This window comes from Lewinellaceae bacterium (assembly GCA_020636105.1).
Classification (GTDB): Bacteria; Bacteroidota; Bacteroidia; order Chitinophagales; family Saprospiraceae; genus BCD1.
Genome location: JACJYL010000001.1, coordinates 3,327,471 through 3,346,500, shown reverse-complemented (window position 1 = coordinate 3,346,500; position 19,030 = coordinate 3,327,471). Strand labels below are relative to the sequence as shown.

The 19,030-nt window shown below is 44.6% G+C and carries 13 protein-coding genes; 6 read left to right on the top strand and 7 right to left on the bottom strand.

What is annotated here, in order from left to right:
* Nucleotides 1–51 precede the first annotated feature (51 nt).
* Nucleotides 52–3,537: a hypothetical protein gene (locus tag H6571_12720; protein ID MCB9324594.1), complete on the top strand. Its 3,486-nt coding sequence runs from the start codon at nt 52–54 to the stop codon at nt 3,535–3,537.
* Nucleotides 3,538–3,706: 169 nt separating this feature from the next.
* Here the strand turns inward: H6571_12720 and H6571_12715 are convergent, their stop codons facing one another.
* Nucleotides 3,707–4,138, bottom strand: a complete 432-nt coding sequence (locus H6571_12715) for a DUF2147 domain-containing protein (protein ID MCB9324593.1) — start codon at nt 4,136–4,138, stop codon at nt 3,707–3,709.
* Nucleotides 4,139–4,270: 132 nt separating this feature from the next.
* On the opposite strand from H6571_12715, the gene H6571_12710 reads away from it, so the two are divergent.
* Nucleotides 4,271–4,603, top strand: coding sequence for a hypothetical protein (locus H6571_12710; GenBank protein MCB9324592.1), 333 nt, complete (start codon nt 4,271–4,273; stop codon nt 4,601–4,603).
* A gap of 2 nt (nt 4,604–4,605) precedes the next feature.
* Here the strand turns inward: H6571_12710 and H6571_12705 are convergent, their stop codons facing one another.
* The 3 genes from H6571_12705 to xth all read right to left on the bottom strand — a co-directional run bounded on the left by H6571_12705 (nt 4,606) and on the right by xth (nt 7,823).
* Nucleotides 4,606–5,604 carry a VWA domain-containing protein gene (locus tag H6571_12705; GenBank protein ID MCB9324591.1) on the bottom strand — a complete coding sequence of 333 codons (999 nt, stop codon included), beginning with the start codon at nt 5,602–5,604 and terminating at the stop codon, nt 4,606–4,608.
* A gap of 454 nt (nt 5,605–6,058) precedes the next feature.
* Nucleotides 6,059–6,919, bottom strand: coding sequence for a PorT family protein (locus H6571_12700; protein ID MCB9324590.1), 861 nt, complete (start codon nt 6,917–6,919; stop codon nt 6,059–6,061).
* Nucleotides 6,920–7,055: 136 nt separating this feature from the next.
* On the bottom strand, nt 7,056–7,823 hold the full coding sequence (gene xth / locus H6571_12695) for an exodeoxyribonuclease III (GenBank protein MCB9324589.1): 768 nt from the start codon (nt 7,821–7,823) through the stop codon (nt 7,056–7,058).
* Between the two features lie 220 nt (nt 7,824–8,043).
* Here xth and H6571_12690 point away from each other — a divergent pair, with 220 nt between their 5' ends.
* Both H6571_12690 and H6571_12685 read left to right on the top strand, forming a co-directional pair.
* The gene (locus H6571_12690) at nt 8,044–8,649 is read left to right on the top strand and encodes a CDP-alcohol phosphatidyltransferase family protein (GenBank protein ID MCB9324588.1); all 606 of its coding nucleotides are present in this window, start codon (nt 8,044–8,046) and stop codon (nt 8,647–8,649) included.
* Nucleotides 8,650–8,656: 7 nt separating this feature from the next.
* Complete coding sequence (locus H6571_12685) at nt 8,657–9,883, top strand: metallophosphoesterase (protein ID MCB9324587.1); 1,227 nt, start codon at nt 8,657–8,659, stop codon at nt 9,881–9,883.
* Nucleotides 9,884–10,003: 120 nt separating this feature from the next.
* Here H6571_12685 and H6571_12680 read toward each other — a convergent pair whose 3' ends face one another.
* The 3 genes from H6571_12680 to H6571_12670 all read right to left on the bottom strand — a co-directional run bounded on the left by H6571_12680 (nt 10,004) and on the right by H6571_12670 (nt 15,258).
* A complete protein-coding gene (locus H6571_12680; GenBank protein MCB9324586.1) occupies nt 10,004–11,548 on the bottom strand; it encodes a T9SS type A sorting domain-containing protein in 1,545 nt (514 codons plus the stop codon).
* Nucleotides 11,549–11,861: 313 nt separating this feature from the next.
* Nucleotides 11,862–13,418 carry a YifB family Mg chelatase-like AAA ATPase gene (locus H6571_12675; GenBank protein MCB9324585.1) on the bottom strand — a complete coding sequence of 519 codons (1,557 nt, stop codon included), beginning with the start codon at nt 13,416–13,418 and terminating at the stop codon, nt 11,862–11,864.
* Nucleotides 13,419–13,791: 373 nt separating this feature from the next.
* The gene (locus H6571_12670; GenBank protein MCB9324584.1) at nt 13,792–15,258 is read right to left on the bottom strand and encodes a proline--tRNA ligase; all 1,467 of its coding nucleotides are present in this window, start codon (nt 15,256–15,258) and stop codon (nt 13,792–13,794) included.
* A 239-nt stretch (nt 15,259–15,497) separates the two neighbouring features.
* On the opposite strand from H6571_12670, the gene H6571_12665 reads away from it, so the two are divergent.
* Both H6571_12665 and H6571_12660 read left to right on the top strand, forming a co-directional pair.
* Nucleotides 15,498–16,940 (top strand): hypothetical protein, encoded by a 1,443-nt coding sequence (locus tag H6571_12665; protein ID MCB9324583.1) that lies wholly within the window; start codon nt 15,498–15,500, stop codon nt 16,938–16,940.
* Nucleotides 16,941–17,104: 164 nt separating this feature from the next.
* On the top strand, nt 17,105–18,580 hold the full coding sequence (locus H6571_12660) for an outer membrane protein transport protein (protein MCB9324582.1): 1,476 nt from the start codon (nt 17,105–17,107) through the stop codon (nt 18,578–18,580).
* Nucleotides 18,581–19,030: the final 450 nt, after the last annotated feature.

Here is a 19,030-nt window from a genome sequence, read left to right as displayed (position 1 = left end):
AGGACTGTGCATATCTGCCATCCCTGACACCAGAGCACAAATATAAAGTTTATGAAAAATATCCTTGCCTTCCTGGGCTTATTATTGACGACCAGTTTTTTAGCGGCACAAAATGCAGAAACTGCTTTTGGGAAAAATCGCGTGCAGTTTCACGATGACTTTGAACAATGGTCGCAATATGAAAGCGAGAATTTCATCACCTTCTGGTATGGAAAATCAAGGATTATTGGCCGTATGGTAGCCCAAATGGCGGAATACGACTTTGCAGAGATCCAGAATGTGCTCGAACATCATATCAACAATAAGGTAGAGATCATCGTTTATACCGACCTCACCGATCTCAAGCAAAGTAATATTGGCAGCGAAAAAGTTTTTTCCAACCGTACCGGGCAGACCAAAATCCTCGGCAATAAAATATTCGTCTATTTCAACGGCGACCACAATGATTTGAGAGAGCAGGTCCGGGAAGGCATAGCTTCCGTTTACCTGGAAGCCATGTTGTTTGGATCCACTATACAGGAAGTGGTGCAAAACGCCATCGCCCTTAACCTCTCCGAATGGTTTAAACAGGGACTCGTGGCTTTTGCGGCCAACCCCTGGGATGCCCAACTTGACAACCAGCTTCACGATATTATCCTGGATGAAGATTTTGACGGATTTGAAAAATTCGCTGAAGAAAACCCTCGCCTGGCAGGGCATGCTTTGTGGTATTATATCAATGCCAATTACGGTCCTTCCACGCTCTCCAACCTCCTGTACCTCACACGCATCAACCGCAGTGAAGAAGAAGGATTCAGAGCCGTTCTGGGCACTCCTTATGCTTTTGTTTTGAAAAAATGGGAAGATTATTTCAAAGCAAGATATACAGAAGACCAAAAATCCAGGCAGGTTTTTTCGGGAAGAGAAATAACGGTAAAAAACAAACGGGACCTGCCACTTTACCATGTAAAGATGAGTCCTGACGGAAAAAATATCGCCTACGTTCAAAATGAAATCGGGAAATACAAGGTTTATATCCAGGACGTTACTTCCGGGGAGCGGAAAGTTATTTTGAAAGAAGGGTTCCGCAATTCGTTTCAGGCAACGGATTACAACTACCCGCTGCTGCAATGGAATCCAAACAACCAGGAACTGGGCATCATTTATGAAAAAAGGGACATCGCCTATTATATTTCCTACAATACCTTGACCGGCAAAAAAACCGAAGAACCTGTGGCACCGGGTTACCAGCGTATTTACAGCATGGATTTCGTCAATCCCGGGGTGCTGGTTTTATCCGGTTCTGTGGATGGAAATTCTGATATTTTCCTGTACAACATCAAATCCCGTCAGTCCGACCGGATTACCCGTGATTTTTACGATGACCTGGATGCGGTTTTTACGAAAACCGATAACCGAAGAGGAATTCTTTTTGTATCCAATCGTCCGGATTCGACCATGCAGTATCTCCAACAGGATACTATTTTACCCATCGACAACTTTGACGTTTTTTATTACGACCTGGACAAAAGATCCCAGGAACTGGTTCGGGTAACCCATACCCCAAAAGTCAGTGAACGGCAACCCGTGGCCATCGATACGACCTGGTTCGCTTATCTTTCCGACGAGTACGGCATTCAAAACCGGGCCATGGCCTATCTCGAAGAATACATTCACCACTACGAGCAGGTCATTACGTTTAAGGATGGCTCTGAAATCACCCTGCACGCTGATTCCGTCCTGACGGCCATCGATTCCACCACCATTGACACCATCGCTATTTTTCCGGTGATCAAACAAAGAGCCATCAGCCACTTCAATACAGATTTCGCCAGAAACATCATCGAGCAACATGCTGCTCCACGGGCCAACCTGCTGCTCGACAAGGTGGTTTTAAACGGCAAAACCAGGTTATTTCTAAACCCCATTGACCGGGAAGAGTCCAAAAACCCAGGAGAGACCTATTACCGTAAGGCCACAAAAGCATCCGGCAGCACAGCCAATGTCATTTCCGGGCAGCAACCTACCAAAACAGTGCTCGAAGTGGTAGAAGAAGTGCCTCCCACTGAAACCGCCCCGACACAACCTGTTGTTAAAGAAGAAAAGGTAGATATCGACAACTATCTCTTCCAAAGTGAATTCGATGATGAGGAGTCTGTAGCCCCGGTAAAAAAGGAAAACCAGGTACCAACGAAAGACAAATCACAGACCAGTCCGGCCACCATTTACATCGAAGGGCAGACTGCCGGCTATTCAAAGGTGATTCCTCCGGCAGACGTCCATAAAATCCATAAGATCAGGCCGGGAAAGGTCAAACCCTACCGGCCCCAGTTCCGTACGGATTATGTAACCACCCAGATGGACAACAGCCTTTTGTTTGAAGGCCTTGAGAGTTACGGGGCCAACCCCGATGGATATAACTACCCGCCTGCAGGTTTGCTGTTGAAAGCCAACTTTAAGGACCTGCTTGAGGATTATCAATTCGACCTTGGGGTCAGGGTGCCTACTTCTTTCAATGGAACAGAATACTTCGTGGTATTCAACGATAAGAAAAAAAGAATCGATAAACAATACGCCGTTTACCGAAAAAATATCCGCGTTCCTGACGATGCTGCGAGTGTCAGCGTTCCCGCCAAAAGGGAATACAATATCCTGCTCGGCCAGTTCAGAATGAGTTACCCGATCGATATTTTCCGCAGCATCCGCGGAACCTTTATGCTGCGGAAAGACCGGTCGCTTTATTTCGCTTCAGAGCGACCCACGCTGAACAGGGAGATACTCAATGAACAAAGAGCAAGCGTCAAGCTGGAATATGTCTTCGACAATACGCTGGATGTGGTGATCAATATTAAGAACGGGACGAGATATAAAGTTTATACGGAGTTGATCAAACGGTTTAACGTAGACGTCGAATCAGGGGTTAAGATCGGACTGGGAGATGGTTTTATGACGGTGGGCGGTTTTGACTTCAGGCACTATCAACGGCTGGACAAACATTCTATCCTGGCTTTCAGATTTGCCGGAGCGACTTCTTTCGGGTCAGAAAAAATCCTGTTCATCCTGGGAGGTGCCGATGGGGAATTGATCAATGTTTTCAATAACAACATCCCCATTCCACCGAACGAGTCTTTTGTTTACCAGGCGCCGGCGACCAACCTGAGGGGCTTCACCCGCAACATCCGCAACGGCAACTCCTACCTTTTGGCCAATACGGAACTCAGGGTGCCTATTGTAAAATATATTGCGCCAAGGGTTAAATCCCCGTTTTTGCGCAACCTGCAGGTCATCGGATTTTTTGACGTAGGAACCGCCTGGTCCGGCAAGAGCCCCCTAAGCGATGAAAATCCGCTCAACATCAGCTACTTCCCCGAGAATCAGCCCAATGCCCCGGTATTGGTTAGAGTGAAATACTACCGCGACCCCATTGTTGCAGGGTACGGAATGGGACTACGGTCTGTCATCTTTGGGCATTTCCTCCGCTTTGATTATGGCTGGGGGTATGAAACCAAGGCGCAACTGAAACCGAAATACCATATTGCGATGGGGGTTGATTTTTAACCTCTCTGAAACCTTTGAATTTCAGGATGAAGATTGAACCAGATTGAACCAGATTGAGGGAGATTGAAAAGATTGAAAGAGATTGAACCTATCTGGAACACAATGGAACACATGGAACAACCCCGACCTACGGTACGGGATGTCGCTACGCTCCATTTGAACACTCCCCCTAACTTTTCACCCTATACCAGGTTTGTGTCCTGAAAATGCCTGACCAGTGTTTTCCTCTTACCTGTAACTCGTCCTCTTTGCCATCCTCAAACCAGATGCTACAGCCATAAGTACTCCCGTTTTCCGGATCGAGGATAGTCCCTGACTTCCAATAATATTTATAAGGCTGGAGGTCTTCGAGGATCACCATTCCCACTACAAGCTGATTTTTTTTATCGCCGGAGCACTCTTTGCAGATGGTATCTTCAGGCTTGAGCAACAATTTAGTGACTTTACCAAACAGTTTGCCGTCTTTTTTATAGATCTCTACGTAGGATTTAGCTTTGCCTGATTTGTCATCGATGGTTTTCCATACCCCAACCGGAGAAGCCTGAGCGATGGTGAGGGTAGCCATCATCATGGCCATACAGAAAGAAAGAAATGTCTTCATGTTGAACATTTTTTATTTAGTGATCTGATAAGGATGGTTTGGAATGAATTCATTCCTGTAAATTCCTTTCAACGAAACTACAAATTTTTAAATTTATTGTACCTTAAATTCAAAGAATATCCATCCACAGCAATGAGTAAAAATAAATTTTCGGGAATCAACATCATTGAAACGAACTGGTTAAAAAGAGGAATGGGTGTCTGTATTCCGCCTTTTGTCATACTGGTTTACGAGGGAGCCTCCACGGCGTTGAAGCAGCATGAATACGGTCATTTTTTGCAATACCAAGAAATGGGATTCATCCGGTTTTACATGAAGGTCGGGCTGCCGAGTTTATACAGTGCTGCCTTTTTTCCCAAAAAACATCACCTTTTAAAAGTGGAAAAGGATGCCAACCAGAGAGCGGTTTACTTTTTCGGGGAAGATGCGCCGGTAGCCAATGGCCGGTTATGGCCCAGGGAATAAAGTTATTTCTTTTTTATGGCCTTTTCCATCACCTCGGGAAATGCACTGGGGGTGCAGGCAAAAGCATGGATATCCATTGCCGCAAACTTCTCTGCTATTTCACGGTCATAAGAAGGCGCTCCGTCGTCATTGAGCGCCAACAGGCTCAGGAACTGCACGCCGCTGTGTTTCAGCCGTGCCACCTTTTGCAACAATTCTTCTTTATTGCCTCCTTCATAAAGATCGCTGATGAGAACCAGTATGGTCTCTTCCGGTTTTTGAATGATAGACTCCGCGTAAGTCAGGGCTTTATTGATATCCGTTCCGCCACCCAGTTCTGTGGCAAACAACAAATCCACCGGGTCATTGAGGTATTCGGAAAGATCGGCTACGTTGGTATCAAAGGCGATCATATTCGTTTTGACCGAGCGAAGTGAGGCGAGAATGCAGGCCAGAATTCCGGCATAAACAACAGAGGTGGACATCGATCCGCTTTGATCCTGAAGAATAATGATATGACGTAACTCGTGGCCTTTACGGCCATAACCGATCATTCTTTCCGGAATGATGGTTTTATAGGCTTCCTGGTAATGTTTCAGATTGGCCCTGATGGTCGCGTTCCAGTTGATTTCATTCCATTTAGGGCGAAAATTGCGTAAGGACCGGTTCAGGCTTCCTGAAATAGCCTGGCGCACCGGGTTATAGAGTTTCTGTTCCAGCTCTTCCACTACCTTTTTTACAACCATTCTAGCGGTTGCGCGGGTGTGGTCAGGCATCGCCTTATTGAGGGTCAACAAAGTTGCCACCAGGTGAACGTCGGGCACCACCGTTTCCAGCAGTTCGGGCTCCAGCAGCATTTGTTTAAGATCCAGCCGTTCCAGGGCATCTTTTTGCATCAGCTGTACCACGGGAGTAGGGAAGTATTTGCGAATATCCCCAAGCCACCTGTTTATTTTTGGGTTGGATTTACCTAGACCACCTTTACGATCACTATCGTATAAGGCTTCCAAAACAGCGTCCATCTCCACCTGGTTTTCCGGAAGCCTGGCCACTCCTTTCGGATCTGCTTTCCCTCCCAGGATTAACCTCCATCTTTGGATACGCTCTTCCACGATATGTTATTGAAAAGAAAATGAAAGGATAGGGGATAAAAAAAAGGAGGCATTCGTGAAACGAACGCCTCTTGTATAACCCCAAAAAACCAAATGAAAACTATCTTAGATTAAATTATCTTCGTTGTTATGATACAAATGTAAAACACATAATCGTAAAAACCAAAAAAAATCATCCTAAAAAATCACACTAAATGAAACTTTTTTTTTCGTAGCCCTCCTAAGAAAAAAACAGGTACGACTTCATTTAATTTTGTGTCAATACAAATCTATAATATTATGAACAACTGAATCTAAAAACCACAAAATTTGACCAAATTGTGACAATTATATCGTTGAAAAATGTAAAAATCACACTAAATCGCTAAAAACTAAAGCCAACAGAAGCCTGCAAAGAAATATTCCGGTCAAATTCATCTCTTGTTATAAAACTGTTGTTTTCGCCTAATTTATAAACACTCAGGTCCTGTTTTTCTTTGGTCGTATCCATCAATCCGTAATTGAATCGAAATCCGATGAACAGCCCTTTACTGAGATAAAAAGACAACCCTGCATGCACTCCCATGTCCAGGGCATTGAAAAGTTTGTCCTCTCTGCCAAAAACACCGTAATAAGCAGAGGTTTGCCTGGGAATCAACATGGTCTGACCACTCACAGTCTCAATCATAGGATCCTGGCCGGGATCGATAGTCGGTTCATCCTTCCCAAAATTGTATTCCAAAATTATGGTAAAGGGAGCGATATTCGGACCGGTATAAGTGACTTCTCCCGAAGCTTTTGAGCCCAACAATAACCCTACACTAAACCCTGCGGAAGCTTCAATACGACCAAAACGAGCCACGGCCGAAAATGGTACATCCAGGTAGGAATTTGAAATAAACAATCTCATATTACGGTTACCCCCGAAATGGTATAAGGGGTCACCAACTTCCGGGTAAAAAATCCAAAAGGATTGTCCGTTGTAGCTATAATCAGTTCCTTTTTGGGAATACAACAGTTCCCCCCGAATTCCAAAAACATCCGTAAATTTCAGATTGAAAATGGGCCCGAACTGGAAGCCTTTGGTCAGCTTTATTTCCTCAAGATTACTGCCGTTACTATCGGTTTCGGAAGGGCCGTCAATCCTGGAAAAATTCAATCCTGCTTTAAAGCCAAATGAAAAATCCTGGGCACTAAGGGTACCTAGGAAAAGAAAGCATGCAAAAACAATTGGGAATATCTTCATGGCTGGAATTTTTTAAACTTTAGCTTTTTTTTAAATATTCAATGATTACAGAACAGGTAAATTAAATAAAAACTATCCAATAAAGAACCTTTTTTTTTAGCATTCGGTTGGCCGTCAACCATTCTTTTCAATTCAATCATTTAAGATCAATTTCAAGATAAACGGGGCAATGGTCAGAATGAACCACTTCAGTGAGTTGCTGCGATGCCTTTAGGTTATCTTTCAAATTGTTGGTTACCGATTGATAGTCAATGCGCCACCCCTTGTTATTGGCCCTTGCATTCGCCCGATAAGTCCACCAGCTGTATTGCTCCTGGTCAGGATTCAGGTATCGAAAAGCATCTGTAAACCCATTCCCGAACCATTTGGTCATCCATTCCCGTTCTTCTGGAAGGAATCCGGAAGTTTTTTTATTGCGCACCGGATCGTGAATATCGATCTCCTGGTGCGCGATATTGTAATCTCCTACCAAAATAAGCTTTGACCGCTCTTTCAGCAATTCTTGAACCCAGTCGAAAATATCATCCAGGTACTTCATTTTAAAAGCTTGCCGGATCTCTCCCGTTGTTCCGGAAGGAAAGTAGGAATTGATCAGCGTAATATCACCAAAGTCGGCTCGCAAGACTCTGCCTTCCCGGTCGTACTCATCGATACCACATCCTTCGATCACCTGATCGGGTTCGATCCTGGAAAAAATGGCCACGCCGCTGTATCCTTTTTTCTCTGCGGAATGCCAGTAATCACGGTAACCGAGTTCGTTTAAAGCCGAAACATCCACCTGGTCAGGGGTCGCTTTGGTTTCCTGTAAGCAAATGACATCAAAATCATTTTCAGCCACCCAATCCACAAATCCTTTGTTGAGGGCCGCACGGATACCGTTGACATTATAAGAAATTATTTTCACTGTTATCTTTTTTTTAAATATTGAAGCGTTCCAAAGGTATTTAAATTTGTTGATTCATAAAAATGGCGGGCAAATGATCTAAAAAGACCGTAAATTTAAAGGTAAAAAAGGAAGGCAAAAATTTTAAAAAACGTTAATATTATAGTTCAGCTCTTCACGGCACCCAATCGAAAATCTGCAATATACCGGACACACCATTTTTATCAAAAAAGGGAGCATTATGCTGACGTTTAAGAATTATAACATAGCAGATTGGATTTCATTTTACCGGGTGGCTTCGGCTCCCTTTCTGCTGGTATTATTATGGCTGGGCCAAAGAGAACTTTTCACCTGGTGCTTACTCATAAGTTATAGTACGGATATGCTCGACGGGTTTATCGCCCGTAAATTGAAGATCACCAGCCCAAGGGGTTCGCAATTGGATTCACTGGGTGATCAGGTAACCTTTTCTGTAGCGGTGGCAGGTTTATTGGTTTTTGAATTCGGCTTCATTAAGGAAAATTATCTCCTGATGCTGTTGGTTTTTTTCCCGTACATCATTCAAATGCTCATCGCCTTTGGAAAGTACGGTAAAGCAACCGCCTTCCATACCTACCTGGCCAAATTGTCGGCTATAACACAAGGGGTTTTCTTTCTTTGGTTATTGTTTTTCGGACCGCTTTACTGGTTGTTTTACGTGATGATCATTTTAGGGGTCCTGGAAACCATAGAAGAGATCATCCTCATTTTTATGTATGACAACTGGGTGACCGGAGTGAAAGGCATTTATTGGGCGCTGAGGGATAAACGAAGGTTAAAAAAAGAAGAAAAACTAAAAAAATCCTAAATCCATGATGCGATCGTTCCCGCTTTACACCATTCTTCTTTTATGCGTTTGCATTTTATTGGTCGATACCTTTGCATTCTATTGGCTGAAAGACATCATTCAACCTTTTCCACCCTGGGCAAAAAATGGCATTTTTATAACCTTCTGGACTTTTTCGGCGGGACTCATTACCTCCATCCTGCTTTTAAAAATAAGGATGAACAGGATTCCCGTCCAACGAAAATATTTTTGGATCTCTTCCCTATACGGACTTACGGTTTCTTCCTTCCTCCCGAAATTTATTTTTGTTTTGGCCATCACGATACTCTACCTTTCCCAATCGGTTCTTTCCAAAGCAGGCTCGCTGATCGTCGTGCCTGTCGCCGGTGTTTTGTTTGGGTTTTTACCCTTTTTTGTCATCATTAACGGGATTTTCAGAACCTTGTATCGCTTTAAGGTACATCGTTTAAAGGTCGAATTTGAGGATCTCCCCAAACCATTTAACGGACTCCGGATCGTCCATATTTCTGACCTCCACCTGGGCAGTTTCAATTACCGCTACCACATCCTGGACCGGGCCATCAGAATCATCAATCAGCTGGAGCCCGACTTCATTTTTTTTACCGGCGACCTGGTGAATAACTTCGCCTGGGAGTTAAAAGGCTGGGAAAGTACCTTGTACCAATTGTCTGCCAAAAGAGGTAAATATGCCGTTTTAGGGAATCATGACTATGGCGATTATTCCCAATGGGAATCTGATGAGGCCAAGGCCGAAAATTTTGAGGAGATAAAATATTTTTTTAAAAAAACAGGCTTCAGCTTGTTGTTAAATGAGGCGGAGGTGATCGAAAAAGAAGGCGCAAAGATCGCCATCGCGGGAGTGGAAAACTGGGGGCACCCTCCCTTCAAACAATACGGCAACCTGAAAAAAGCGCTAAAGGACATCCTTAATATTCCCTTTAAAATACTATTGTCCCACGATCCTACCCACTGGAAGGAGGAGGTGATCCACGATACGAATATCGCCCTTACCCTTTCTGGGCATACCCATGGGATGCAGGCAGGTATTGACCTGAAAAACCGTAAATGGAGCCCCATCAAATACAAATACGAACACTGGGCCGGGTTGTACGAACAAGGCGGGCAATACCTTTATGTGACCCGCGGGCTGGGTTGGTTGGGTTTTCCGGGGAGGTTGGGAATGCGGCCGGAGGTCACGTGTTTGGAGTTGAGGTGTGATAAAAATAACCGTTGATCCAAGGGTATCTGACTTATTTAAAACAAACATGAGACATCCCGAATTTAATCTGATTAGATGAAATTCAGGATGACTCATATGGTTTCAAAACGAAATCTACTTTACGAATAACGGATACTATTCCTTCACAAAACGAAACTTATAACCCTCACCTTTCGATTTAATAATCCCTACGTATATACCGGCAGGCATGTTGGCAATATCGATGTTATTGCTATTAATATTCAACACATTGACAACCTGCCCCAGGTGATCAAAAATGGTCACCTCAACACCATAGAAAAAATCCAACTCCTCCGTCGTACTCAGGGAAATAGATTCGTTGGCAACCGTAGGATACACATCAAGGTTTTTGGTGATCGGATTCGAAGTGCTTGACACACCACCATCGCCCGACACATACAATTCATGCTGAATAAAACCCTCGCGGATACTGACGACCAATTCACCATTTACCGCTTCCAGAGCGTGTCCAATCGTAGCTCCGGTTGTTTCAGACAATGAATAGACTTCAACAGGCTCATTGGTATTAAAATCATACTTCATCAATTTAGTATAATCTCCTCTGGACAAGTAATAAAATTCATTTTCGTGCCAGAGCATTTTACAGTTATAGAAGAAACTGCCGATCGTAGCGCCCTCCAAAAAGGCAGTTGTTCCGTTGGCAAGATCAACCTCCAGCACATTCTGCTGATTATCATCTGTTTCACCAATGCAATACATCTTATCGCCGTTGATAGTGCTCACTGTAAAAGGGTAAATATCATCAAACAGCTCCTCGTGCATCATTGTAGCCGGATCAAAGGATACCACCTCCCGCTCGGTCACCACAATCAGTTTACCATCGTACTCATAATAAGCCAGCGGATCTCTGATAAACTGAAAATCCTCCACCTCTCCGGTGCTCATATCAATGACCTTGTGTTGGAAGAAATTGCTATCATCTTTAAAAGAAACAAACATGAACTTATCGTAGATATACCCATAGGTGAAAGTATTCAGCGTCAATGACAGGGATGACAAGTAATCTCCAATACTTTGCATTTCTCCGGAATTTCTCCAATAAACCATAGGAGCATCACTAACAAAAGCATCCGTACTGAATATGATGGCTGCTTCCGTTCCGGCAAACAACTCCATGAAATTCGCTACAGGATGAAAAGCACCAATTTCCGTAAAACTGGTTAAGGTACTGTTGGCAGCATGCAAAATATATTGACCATCTCTTTGTGTCGTTACAAAGTAGGCATCATCGGTACTTCTGGAAATACGGTGAATGGATTCTGCAGGTAATCCGCTTACGTTTGTAAAAGAAGGATTGCCGGGATGAAGTATTTTCCAGACATCATCTTCGTTGATCAAAACACCGACTTCAGTCATAAATATTTGATCCCAGTTGTATCCGAAGGCATTGGCTTCCTCAACTACTTTATTCGTACCAGCCACGGTACCGTCGGTTTTCCAGATCGCTTTGCGGGAGCCGTTTTCGGAGCCTCTGAAATACAGGTTGCCGTCGCTCATTACTTTTCCCAAAAATACCTGTCCCAAACCGCCCGGGCTGGTAGGACTACCCACCGTGATCTCGGCCAGCTGTGTCCAGGTCTGTCCATTGGCGAGGTTGATTAAAACAAACAGAAAAAGTGTAAAAGTCAATTTTCTCATTGGGTATATTTTAGTTATTTGAAAAATTCTGAGCTGCAAATTTATAAATATTTCATTATCATTGAAATAGCCGATAAATACAAAAGGCTGTCTATTAATCGGTGACGGCCTGAGATAAGCGTATTGAATTGAAGCCAGAAGATTTCACAATCGATTTTTTATTTTTAGGAGGTGTGCTTCGGACATCAGATCAGCTCCTCTCCGACAAGGTTTCGCCTTGCCCCCCATTCACCCAACCTAAGGCAAAACCTTAAGGTAATTTTCACAAGGCGATGCCTTGTCGGAGAAAAAAGCCTGCCGACTAAAGTCGACGCTACCCCACCCAATTCTCCCGATCCAAACTCCTAAAATGAATGGCTTCCGCCAAATGTTCTATTAAAACATCTTTTTTACCGTTCAGGTCCGCTGCTGTGCGGGCGACTTTTAATATCCGGTCGTAAGCTCTCGCTGAAAGTTGCAGTTTTTCCATCGCCTTTTTAATCAATATCGTTCCGGCCTGATCTACCTGGCAAACTTCCCGCACCATGCGGCTGGGCATCTGGGCGTTGCTGTAGATGTCTTTAATATCTTTGAATCTTTCTTCCTGTATCTCACGTGCCCTAAGCACACGTTGCATGATGTCTTTACTGCTTTCCACCGGACGATCCATGCTCGACAATTCATCAAAACTCACCGGGGTCACTTCCACGTGGAGATCGATCCTGTCCAGTAAAGGCCCGGATATTCTATTCAGATAACGGCTCACAATATTGGGGCTGCACACACAGTCTTTGTCGGGATGATTATGGTATCCACATGGACAGGGGTTCATGGAAGCGATGAGCATAAAATTGGCAGGGTAATCGACGGATACCTTTGCGCGGGAAATGGTCACCTTGCGTTCTTCCATGGGTTGCCTCAGTACCTCGAGCACCGTTCTTTTGAATTCCGGCAATTCGTCCAGGAATAGTACGCCGTTATGGGCGAGGGAAATTTCACCAGGGTGAGGGTTGGAACCTCCGCCGACAAGAGCGACATCACTAATGGTGTGGTGCGGAGCGCGGAAGGGACGAGTGGTCACCAGGGCTGCATTTTGAGGCAATAGGCCGGCTACGGAATGTATTTTCGTGGTTTCCAGGGATTCGTAAAGGTTGAGGGCGGGCAGGATGGTCGGAAACCGGCGGGCCAGCATGGTCTTTCCCGCTCCGGGAGGACCGATGAGAATGGCATTATGGCCTCCGGCGGCAGAGATCTCCAGGGCTCGTTTGATGTTTTCCTGGCCTTTGACATCCGAAAAATCGACATCGTAAACATTCTGGTTGTCGAAAAATTCTTCGCGCGTATCGACATGAACCGGTTTGAGCTGGAGTTCCCCGTTGAGGAACAGGGCGGCTTCCTTCAGACTTTCCACCCCGTAAACTTCAATATTATTGACGATGGCCGCTTCCCTGGCGTTTTGTTTGGGAAGAATAAAGCCTTTGAATTTTTCCTTTAACACCTGGATGGCGATGGGTAAGGCCCCTTTGATGGGGCGTAGGCTGCCGTCCAAGGATAATTCCCCCATAAGGATGTACTGGTCGAGCTGGTCCGAGGCAATTTGCCCGGTGCCGGCCAATACGGCGATGGCGATGGGCAAATCGTAAGCGGAACCTTCTTTGCGAATATCTGCCGGAGCGAGATTGACGACTGTTTTGACCCGCTGCATCCGGTAGCCCACGTTATTGATGGCCGCTTCGATGCGCTGAAAACCTTCTTTGACGGCGTTATCAGGAAGACCTACCAGGTCATAAAAATTCTTTCCGGCAGCTACAAACCCACCGGTATTGACTTCTACGGTAATTGTCCGGGCATCTACCCCCTGTACGGCGCTGGCAAAGGTTTTTACTAACATTGAAATTTATGTTTTTTAGTTGACCTCCCTTTGAGGATTAGTATTTGTAAATCGCAACATACTCTTACCCCTATATAAGCCCCGGAAACCGCAAATGTGACATTTTTTTGAGCTTTTTATGAAATATTTTTATTAAAGCAGGGAAAAGTACCTTTTGGATGACTCATGTTTTTACCACATTACTTTTGTTTTCCAGTAAGGAAAAAGATGGGCTTTGTAAAAAAGACGGAACACTGATATAACAGATTAAACGGATAAGAACTGAGCGTAAATTTTCACGGGCATTGCCTTTACATCTGATGTTGGCAATGCCCGGAAAAATCGTTCTGATTATGCGGTCCTGAATTTTACAGATTTACGGACTGCTTAATGATCAATATGCTTTGGCAAACAACACCCTGCATTTGGAAGGATTACCTGTCAAAATGCACTTTCCGGCTTCCATTTTCACATCGTTCGGAATACACCGGATGGTAGCCTTGGTGAGTTCCTTGATCTTCAATTCAGTTTCTGTAGTGCCGTCCCAGTGGGCTTCCACAAAACCTCCCTTGTTCTCCAGCACATCCTTAAATTCCTCAAAAGTATCCACCGGAGTGGTATGTTCTTCCCGGTATTTCAGGGCCCGGTTGTAGAGGTTGCTCTGAATCTCGTCCAGCAGGTGGCTTATATGATCGGCAATACCCTCCAAAGGCTGCGAAGCTTTATCTTTCGTATCCCGGCGTGCCACTTCCACCACTCCTTTTTCGAGATCACGCATACCGATGCCCAATCTTACAGGAACGCCCCGCAGTTCATGCTCGGCAAATTTAAAACCCGGACGTTTTTGATCATCGGTATCGAACTCCACGCGGATGCCTTTGGCTTTCAATTCCGCCATGATCTTTTCCGCAGCTTCATTGATCTCAGGACCTGGTTTTGGAATCGGAACGATGACCACCTGTACAGGAGCCAGTTTTGGTGGAATGACCAATCCCTGGTCATCGGAATGGGTCATAATGAGGGCACCCATCATACGGGTGGAAAGCCCCCACGAGGTAGCCCAAACCAATTCTTCCTGGTTGTCTTTATTGAGGAACTTCACGTCGAAGGCCCTGGCAAAATTCTGACCGAGAAAGTGTGAAGTGCCTGACTGAAGCGCCTTTCCATCCTGCATAAGCGCTTCGATGGTGTAGGTTTCTTCGGCACCGGCAAACCTTTCATTGGCGGATTTTATGCCTTTGATAACCGGCATGGCCATATATTCCTCCGCAAACTGAGCATAAACGCCCTGCATTTTTATCGTTTCCTCGATCGCTTCTTCACGGGTGGAATGCGCCGTATGGCCTTCCTGCCAGAGAAACTCAGCGGTACGCAAAAACAAACGGGTTCTCATCTCCCAACGGACTACATTGGCCCATTGATTGATCAGCAATGGCAGATCCCGATATGATTTGATCCAGTCCCGGTAAGTGTTCCAGATAATGGTTTCTGAAGTCGGGCGGACAATGAGTTCTTCTTCCAGTTTAGCAGTAGGGTCAACAATAAGCCCCGGTCCATCCGGATCCTGCATCAGGCGGTGATGGGTGACCACGGCGCATTCTTTGGCAAATCCCTCCACATGCTCTGCTTCTTTACTCAAAAAGCTTTTGGGAATGAACAAAGGGAAATACGCATTGACGTGTCCCGTTTCCTTAAACATTCTGTCCAGTTGATCTCGCATGTTTTCCCAAATAGCAAAACCATAAGGACGAATAACCATACATCCTCGTACTGCGGAGTTTTCTGCCAGCTTCGCTTTTTTTACGATATCGATGTACCATTGAGCGTAATCTTCGCTCCTGCTTGTGATTTCTTTTGACATGAGTCTCTTTTAACGCTTTTTAACACAAAATTGCTTGAAATAGTGCCCAAATTGTTGTAACTTATTGAGACTGAAATAGTCTTAACAGTAGTTAAAGCCTCTTGAAGAAGGACTTTAACGCAACAAAAAAAGACTTTAAGCTCTTTTTAACTAAAAATGAGCCACAAATGTAATAAATTACGGCTTGTAAGCTGTAAGAGAACCACAGTAATTACAAATAATACAATGTTATGAAAAATATGAAATTATCTATTCTGCTCGCATTCGCCTGGTTAATTGTAGGATCTTCCGGCTTGATGGCCCAGTATGACGATCTGTATTACGATCCGGATACTGATGCGAATGCTTACAATTACGGCTATGACAGTTATGACAATAACAACAATAACGACTCATACGCCAGTAATGACAACTACTATGACGATGATGAGTATTATGATGATGGTGAATACGATAACGATGGGTATGATTATTATTACTCTTCAAAAATTCGTCGTTTCAACAGATCTTACTACGGATTCGACTTCTTCGATCCTTGTTATGTTGATGTTTCCTATTATGATCCTTACTGGACTCCCGGGGTTACCGTCCTGATCTATGACGATTATTACTCCTACAACAGTTGGCGCAGAGATTACCGCAGCTGGAGAAGGTGGAATCGTTACAACAACTATTACTCATGGGGTGGATACGGTTTCGGGTACAGCAGACCATGGGGTTATTACAATTCCTGGTACAACCATAACAATTATGGCTACTACAATAATTATTATTACAATGATTATTATTATGGCGGTTATGGCGGAAACTACTTCGGATCCAATGTTTATTGCCCACCTTCATGGGGCGCAGGGTATAATTACAATACCGTTAGTACAACAAATAATCTGTACAATGACGGGAATGGTACATACTACGGACCGAGGACAAATGGAAGCGCCCTGGCGCCAAGGACCAATGTACGTTCTATTGGCAACGAATCTCCCGTGAATGTTACGAACAATCCTGTCCGGAGCACTTCTCCTGATGTGGAAAGAACAAGAGCCCGGGTTTCAGAACCTGAACGTTCTGCCAACTCCGGCGATGTCATCAACACTCGTGAAACTAAAGATCCTGTAAACGGAAGAATAAATACGCCTGCTACCAGAACTGAAGATCCACGAACTATTAAGGAGCCTGCAAGAACTACGGATCGTCCGGCCAATTCTCCTGCTACGCAGCAGCGTATCAAGGATAACGGTACAGACAATAACAGGCCTTCCACCACCCCGCAGCAGCCTTCCCGTTCATCTTATGATGCCCCGGCGAGAAGAACTGAAGCCCCTGCGGCTACAAGAACTCCTCAGAGAAGCAATAATGCTCCCAAAGCGACCAGCCCTTCCACTAAAAGGAATACCCCTCAAACGCGTTCCTCTTCCAAGGGAAACCGTAGCAACAGCTCAGCTCAGCCTTCCAGGAGTAATTCTTCAAACAGCGGAGCCAGAAGCAGCTCTCCGTCAAGGAGCAGCAGCAGCACCCGAAGCAGCTCTCCTGCTCCCAGCAGAAGTAGTTCAGGAAGTAGTGCCAGAAGTAGTTCTCCTTCAAGGAGCAGTAGCTCAGGAAGCAGCCGAAGCAGTAGTTCTTCTTCAAGCAGCAAAAGTAGTTCTTCCAAAAGCAGCAGCAATCGCTCCGGAAGGAATTAAACATAGACCTTAAAATATCAAAATGGGGTGGTCGGTGTGTAAATACATGAGGTCACCCTATTTTTTTAAAACTTAAAATCCCGCGCTATTTTCCCTTTGGCCTTAAGGAAACTTTGTTGGAAGCAAAGGAGCTATAGCTCTACGGGAAAGAAAATAATAAAGTAATGAAACTAAACAAATATTTTTTCCTCGTCCTATTCTTTGTTCTGACATCAGTACATTCTCAGGCTCAAAATGAAACGGATGCCGTCCGGTATTCTCAGTATTCACAAATAGGAACCGCCAGGTCTCTCGGGATGGGTGGAGCATTGGGTGCCCTGGGCGCCGACTTTTCGGTCATGAGTACCAATCCTGCGGGACTGGCCTGGTTCAGAAAATCCGTTTTTGAATTCACTCCGGGCATGACCAACGTTGAGGTTAATTCTCTTTTAACCAATGATGCAAAAAATACCACGTGGAGGGAAACAAAAAACAAATTCAACTTTCATAATATTGGCATGGTACGCACCATGTATAGACCCGGCACCAAAGTACCTACCTTCAATTTCGGCATTGGGATGAACCAGCTGGCTGACTTCAATCGGAACTTTTATTTTGAAGGAGATTCAAAAGGCTCGATAGTCAATCGTTTCCAGGAGCTGGCCAACGGATCGGAAGGGTTTGATGAATTTGAATCAGGGGTCGCCTTTGATGCTGAAGCGCTTTTCGACAACCCCCAGGACGGTTATTATGACAGTGATTTCGACGGTTATCCAGATGCGCTGACCAATAAACAACAAGTGGTGAAAACAAGCGGCAGCATCAAAGAATTGGTCGTCGGGATGGCCGCAAATATTGAAGAAAAGGTCATGGTTGGCCTTACCATGGGTTTCCCGATTGTCAGTTTTACGGAAGAAAAAGTGTATACAGAAGTAGATAACGGCGAAGGGGCCGTGGGCAATGTTCCTACCTTTGATGACCTGGAATACACCGAATATCTCAACACCATCGGAGGGGGGATCAACCTGAAAATGGGGGTGATCTACCGGTTGAACCAGGCGTTGCGTTTCGGATTGGCCATTCACACCCCAACCTTGTATCAGTTGACCGACAATTACAATACCACCATGACTTATAATTATACCTTATCCGACACTCCGAGTCAGGGATATGCAGCATCTCCTGACGGGAATTTTTCCTACTCCCTGCGCACTCCATGGCGATTCATAGGAAGCGCCGCCTATATCGTTGGGAAAAAAGGATTGGTCTCTGCGGACCTGGAATACCTCAACTATTCAAAGGCCGAGTTGATCTATGACGGATATATCGCACAGGAACGCGATGCCAATCAGCTTATCGCTCAAAACCTGAAATCAGCGCTCAACATTCGCGTTGGAGGCGAAGTTGCTTTAGATATGTTCAGACTGAGGGGCGGACTGGAATTTGATCAATCGCCGATAGAAGGCGATAATACCATTAAAACAGCTTTCAGCCTGGGCGCCGGGGTTCGTTCACGTGTTGTATTTGTAGATATCGCTTACAAAAACAGTGTATCCAAGGAGACTTATGTGCCTTACCGCACTTACGAAGCTCCGGTTCAAAAGGTGGACAATAACAATGTTGTAGGTAATATAGTGCTTACGTTGGGCTTTAGGTTTTGATTAAGACTTAACCTAGCGCAGGTTCTGCCGGGAAAGCCAAATATGAATCCCGAATTTTGCCGACCGGCAAAGTTTGGGATTTTTTTCTATAAACTGATTGTCAGGTAATTATAACTTTTTAAGTTTTTTTTTAAATTTGAAACAGGTTACATTCAACTCTTTCAGAGTTGGGTTTTGTCCCTTTTTTGGCAGTATTTCATACTGCGTTATTGATATTTATCCCCATTCGGGGATAAATTTAATCTTCTTTTTAAAAATTAACTCTATTCTTAATCCATTTCCCGAAGGGAATTAACCTGCCTGCCGGCAGGTATTAATGGCAATGAATGTAATCCATTGGGAATCAAACAATAACAATCTCAACTCTACCTGGCGTCGCCGGAAGACAGGTCTGAAGGAGTTGAATATATTGCAGATAAATATTGTTAATATATTTTTAGCATCCATTTG

Coding starts and splice junctions, on each gene's coding strand:
- H6571_12720 (MCB9324594.1), top strand. CDS start 52: ATGAAAAATATCCTTGCCTTCCTGGGCTTATTATTGACGACCAGTTTT.
- H6571_12715 (MCB9324593.1), bottom strand. CDS start 4,138: ATGAAGACATTTCTTTCTTTCTGTATGGCCATGATGATGGCTACCCTC.
- H6571_12710 (MCB9324592.1), top strand. CDS start 4,271: ATGAGTAAAAATAAATTTTCGGGAATCAACATCATTGAAACGAACTGG.
- H6571_12705 (MCB9324591.1), bottom strand. CDS start 5,604: ATGGACGCTGTTTTGGAAGCCTTATACGATAGTGATCGTAAAGGTGGT.
- H6571_12700 (MCB9324590.1), bottom strand. CDS start 6,919: ATGAAGATATTCCCAATTGTTTTTGCATGCTTTCTTTTCCTAGGTACC.
- H6571_12690 (MCB9324588.1), top strand. CDS start 8,044: ATGCTGACGTTTAAGAATTATAACATAGCAGATTGGATTTCATTTTAC.
- H6571_12685 (MCB9324587.1), top strand. CDS start 8,657: ATGCGATCGTTCCCGCTTTACACCATTCTTCTTTTATGCGTTTGCATT.
- H6571_12680 (MCB9324586.1), bottom strand. CDS start 11,548: ATGAGAAAATTGACTTTTACACTTTTTCTGTTTGTTTTAATCAACCTC.
- H6571_12675 (MCB9324585.1), bottom strand. CDS start 13,418: ATGTTAGTAAAAACCTTTGCCAGCGCCGTACAGGGGGTAGATGCCCGG.
- H6571_12670 (MCB9324584.1), bottom strand. CDS start 15,258: ATGTCAAAAGAAATCACAAGCAGGAGCGAAGATTACGCTCAATGGTAC.
- H6571_12665 (MCB9324583.1), top strand. CDS start 15,498: ATGAAATTATCTATTCTGCTCGCATTCGCCTGGTTAATTGTAGGATCT.
- H6571_12660 (MCB9324582.1), top strand. CDS start 17,105: ATGAAACTAAACAAATATTTTTTCCTCGTCCTATTCTTTGTTCTGACA.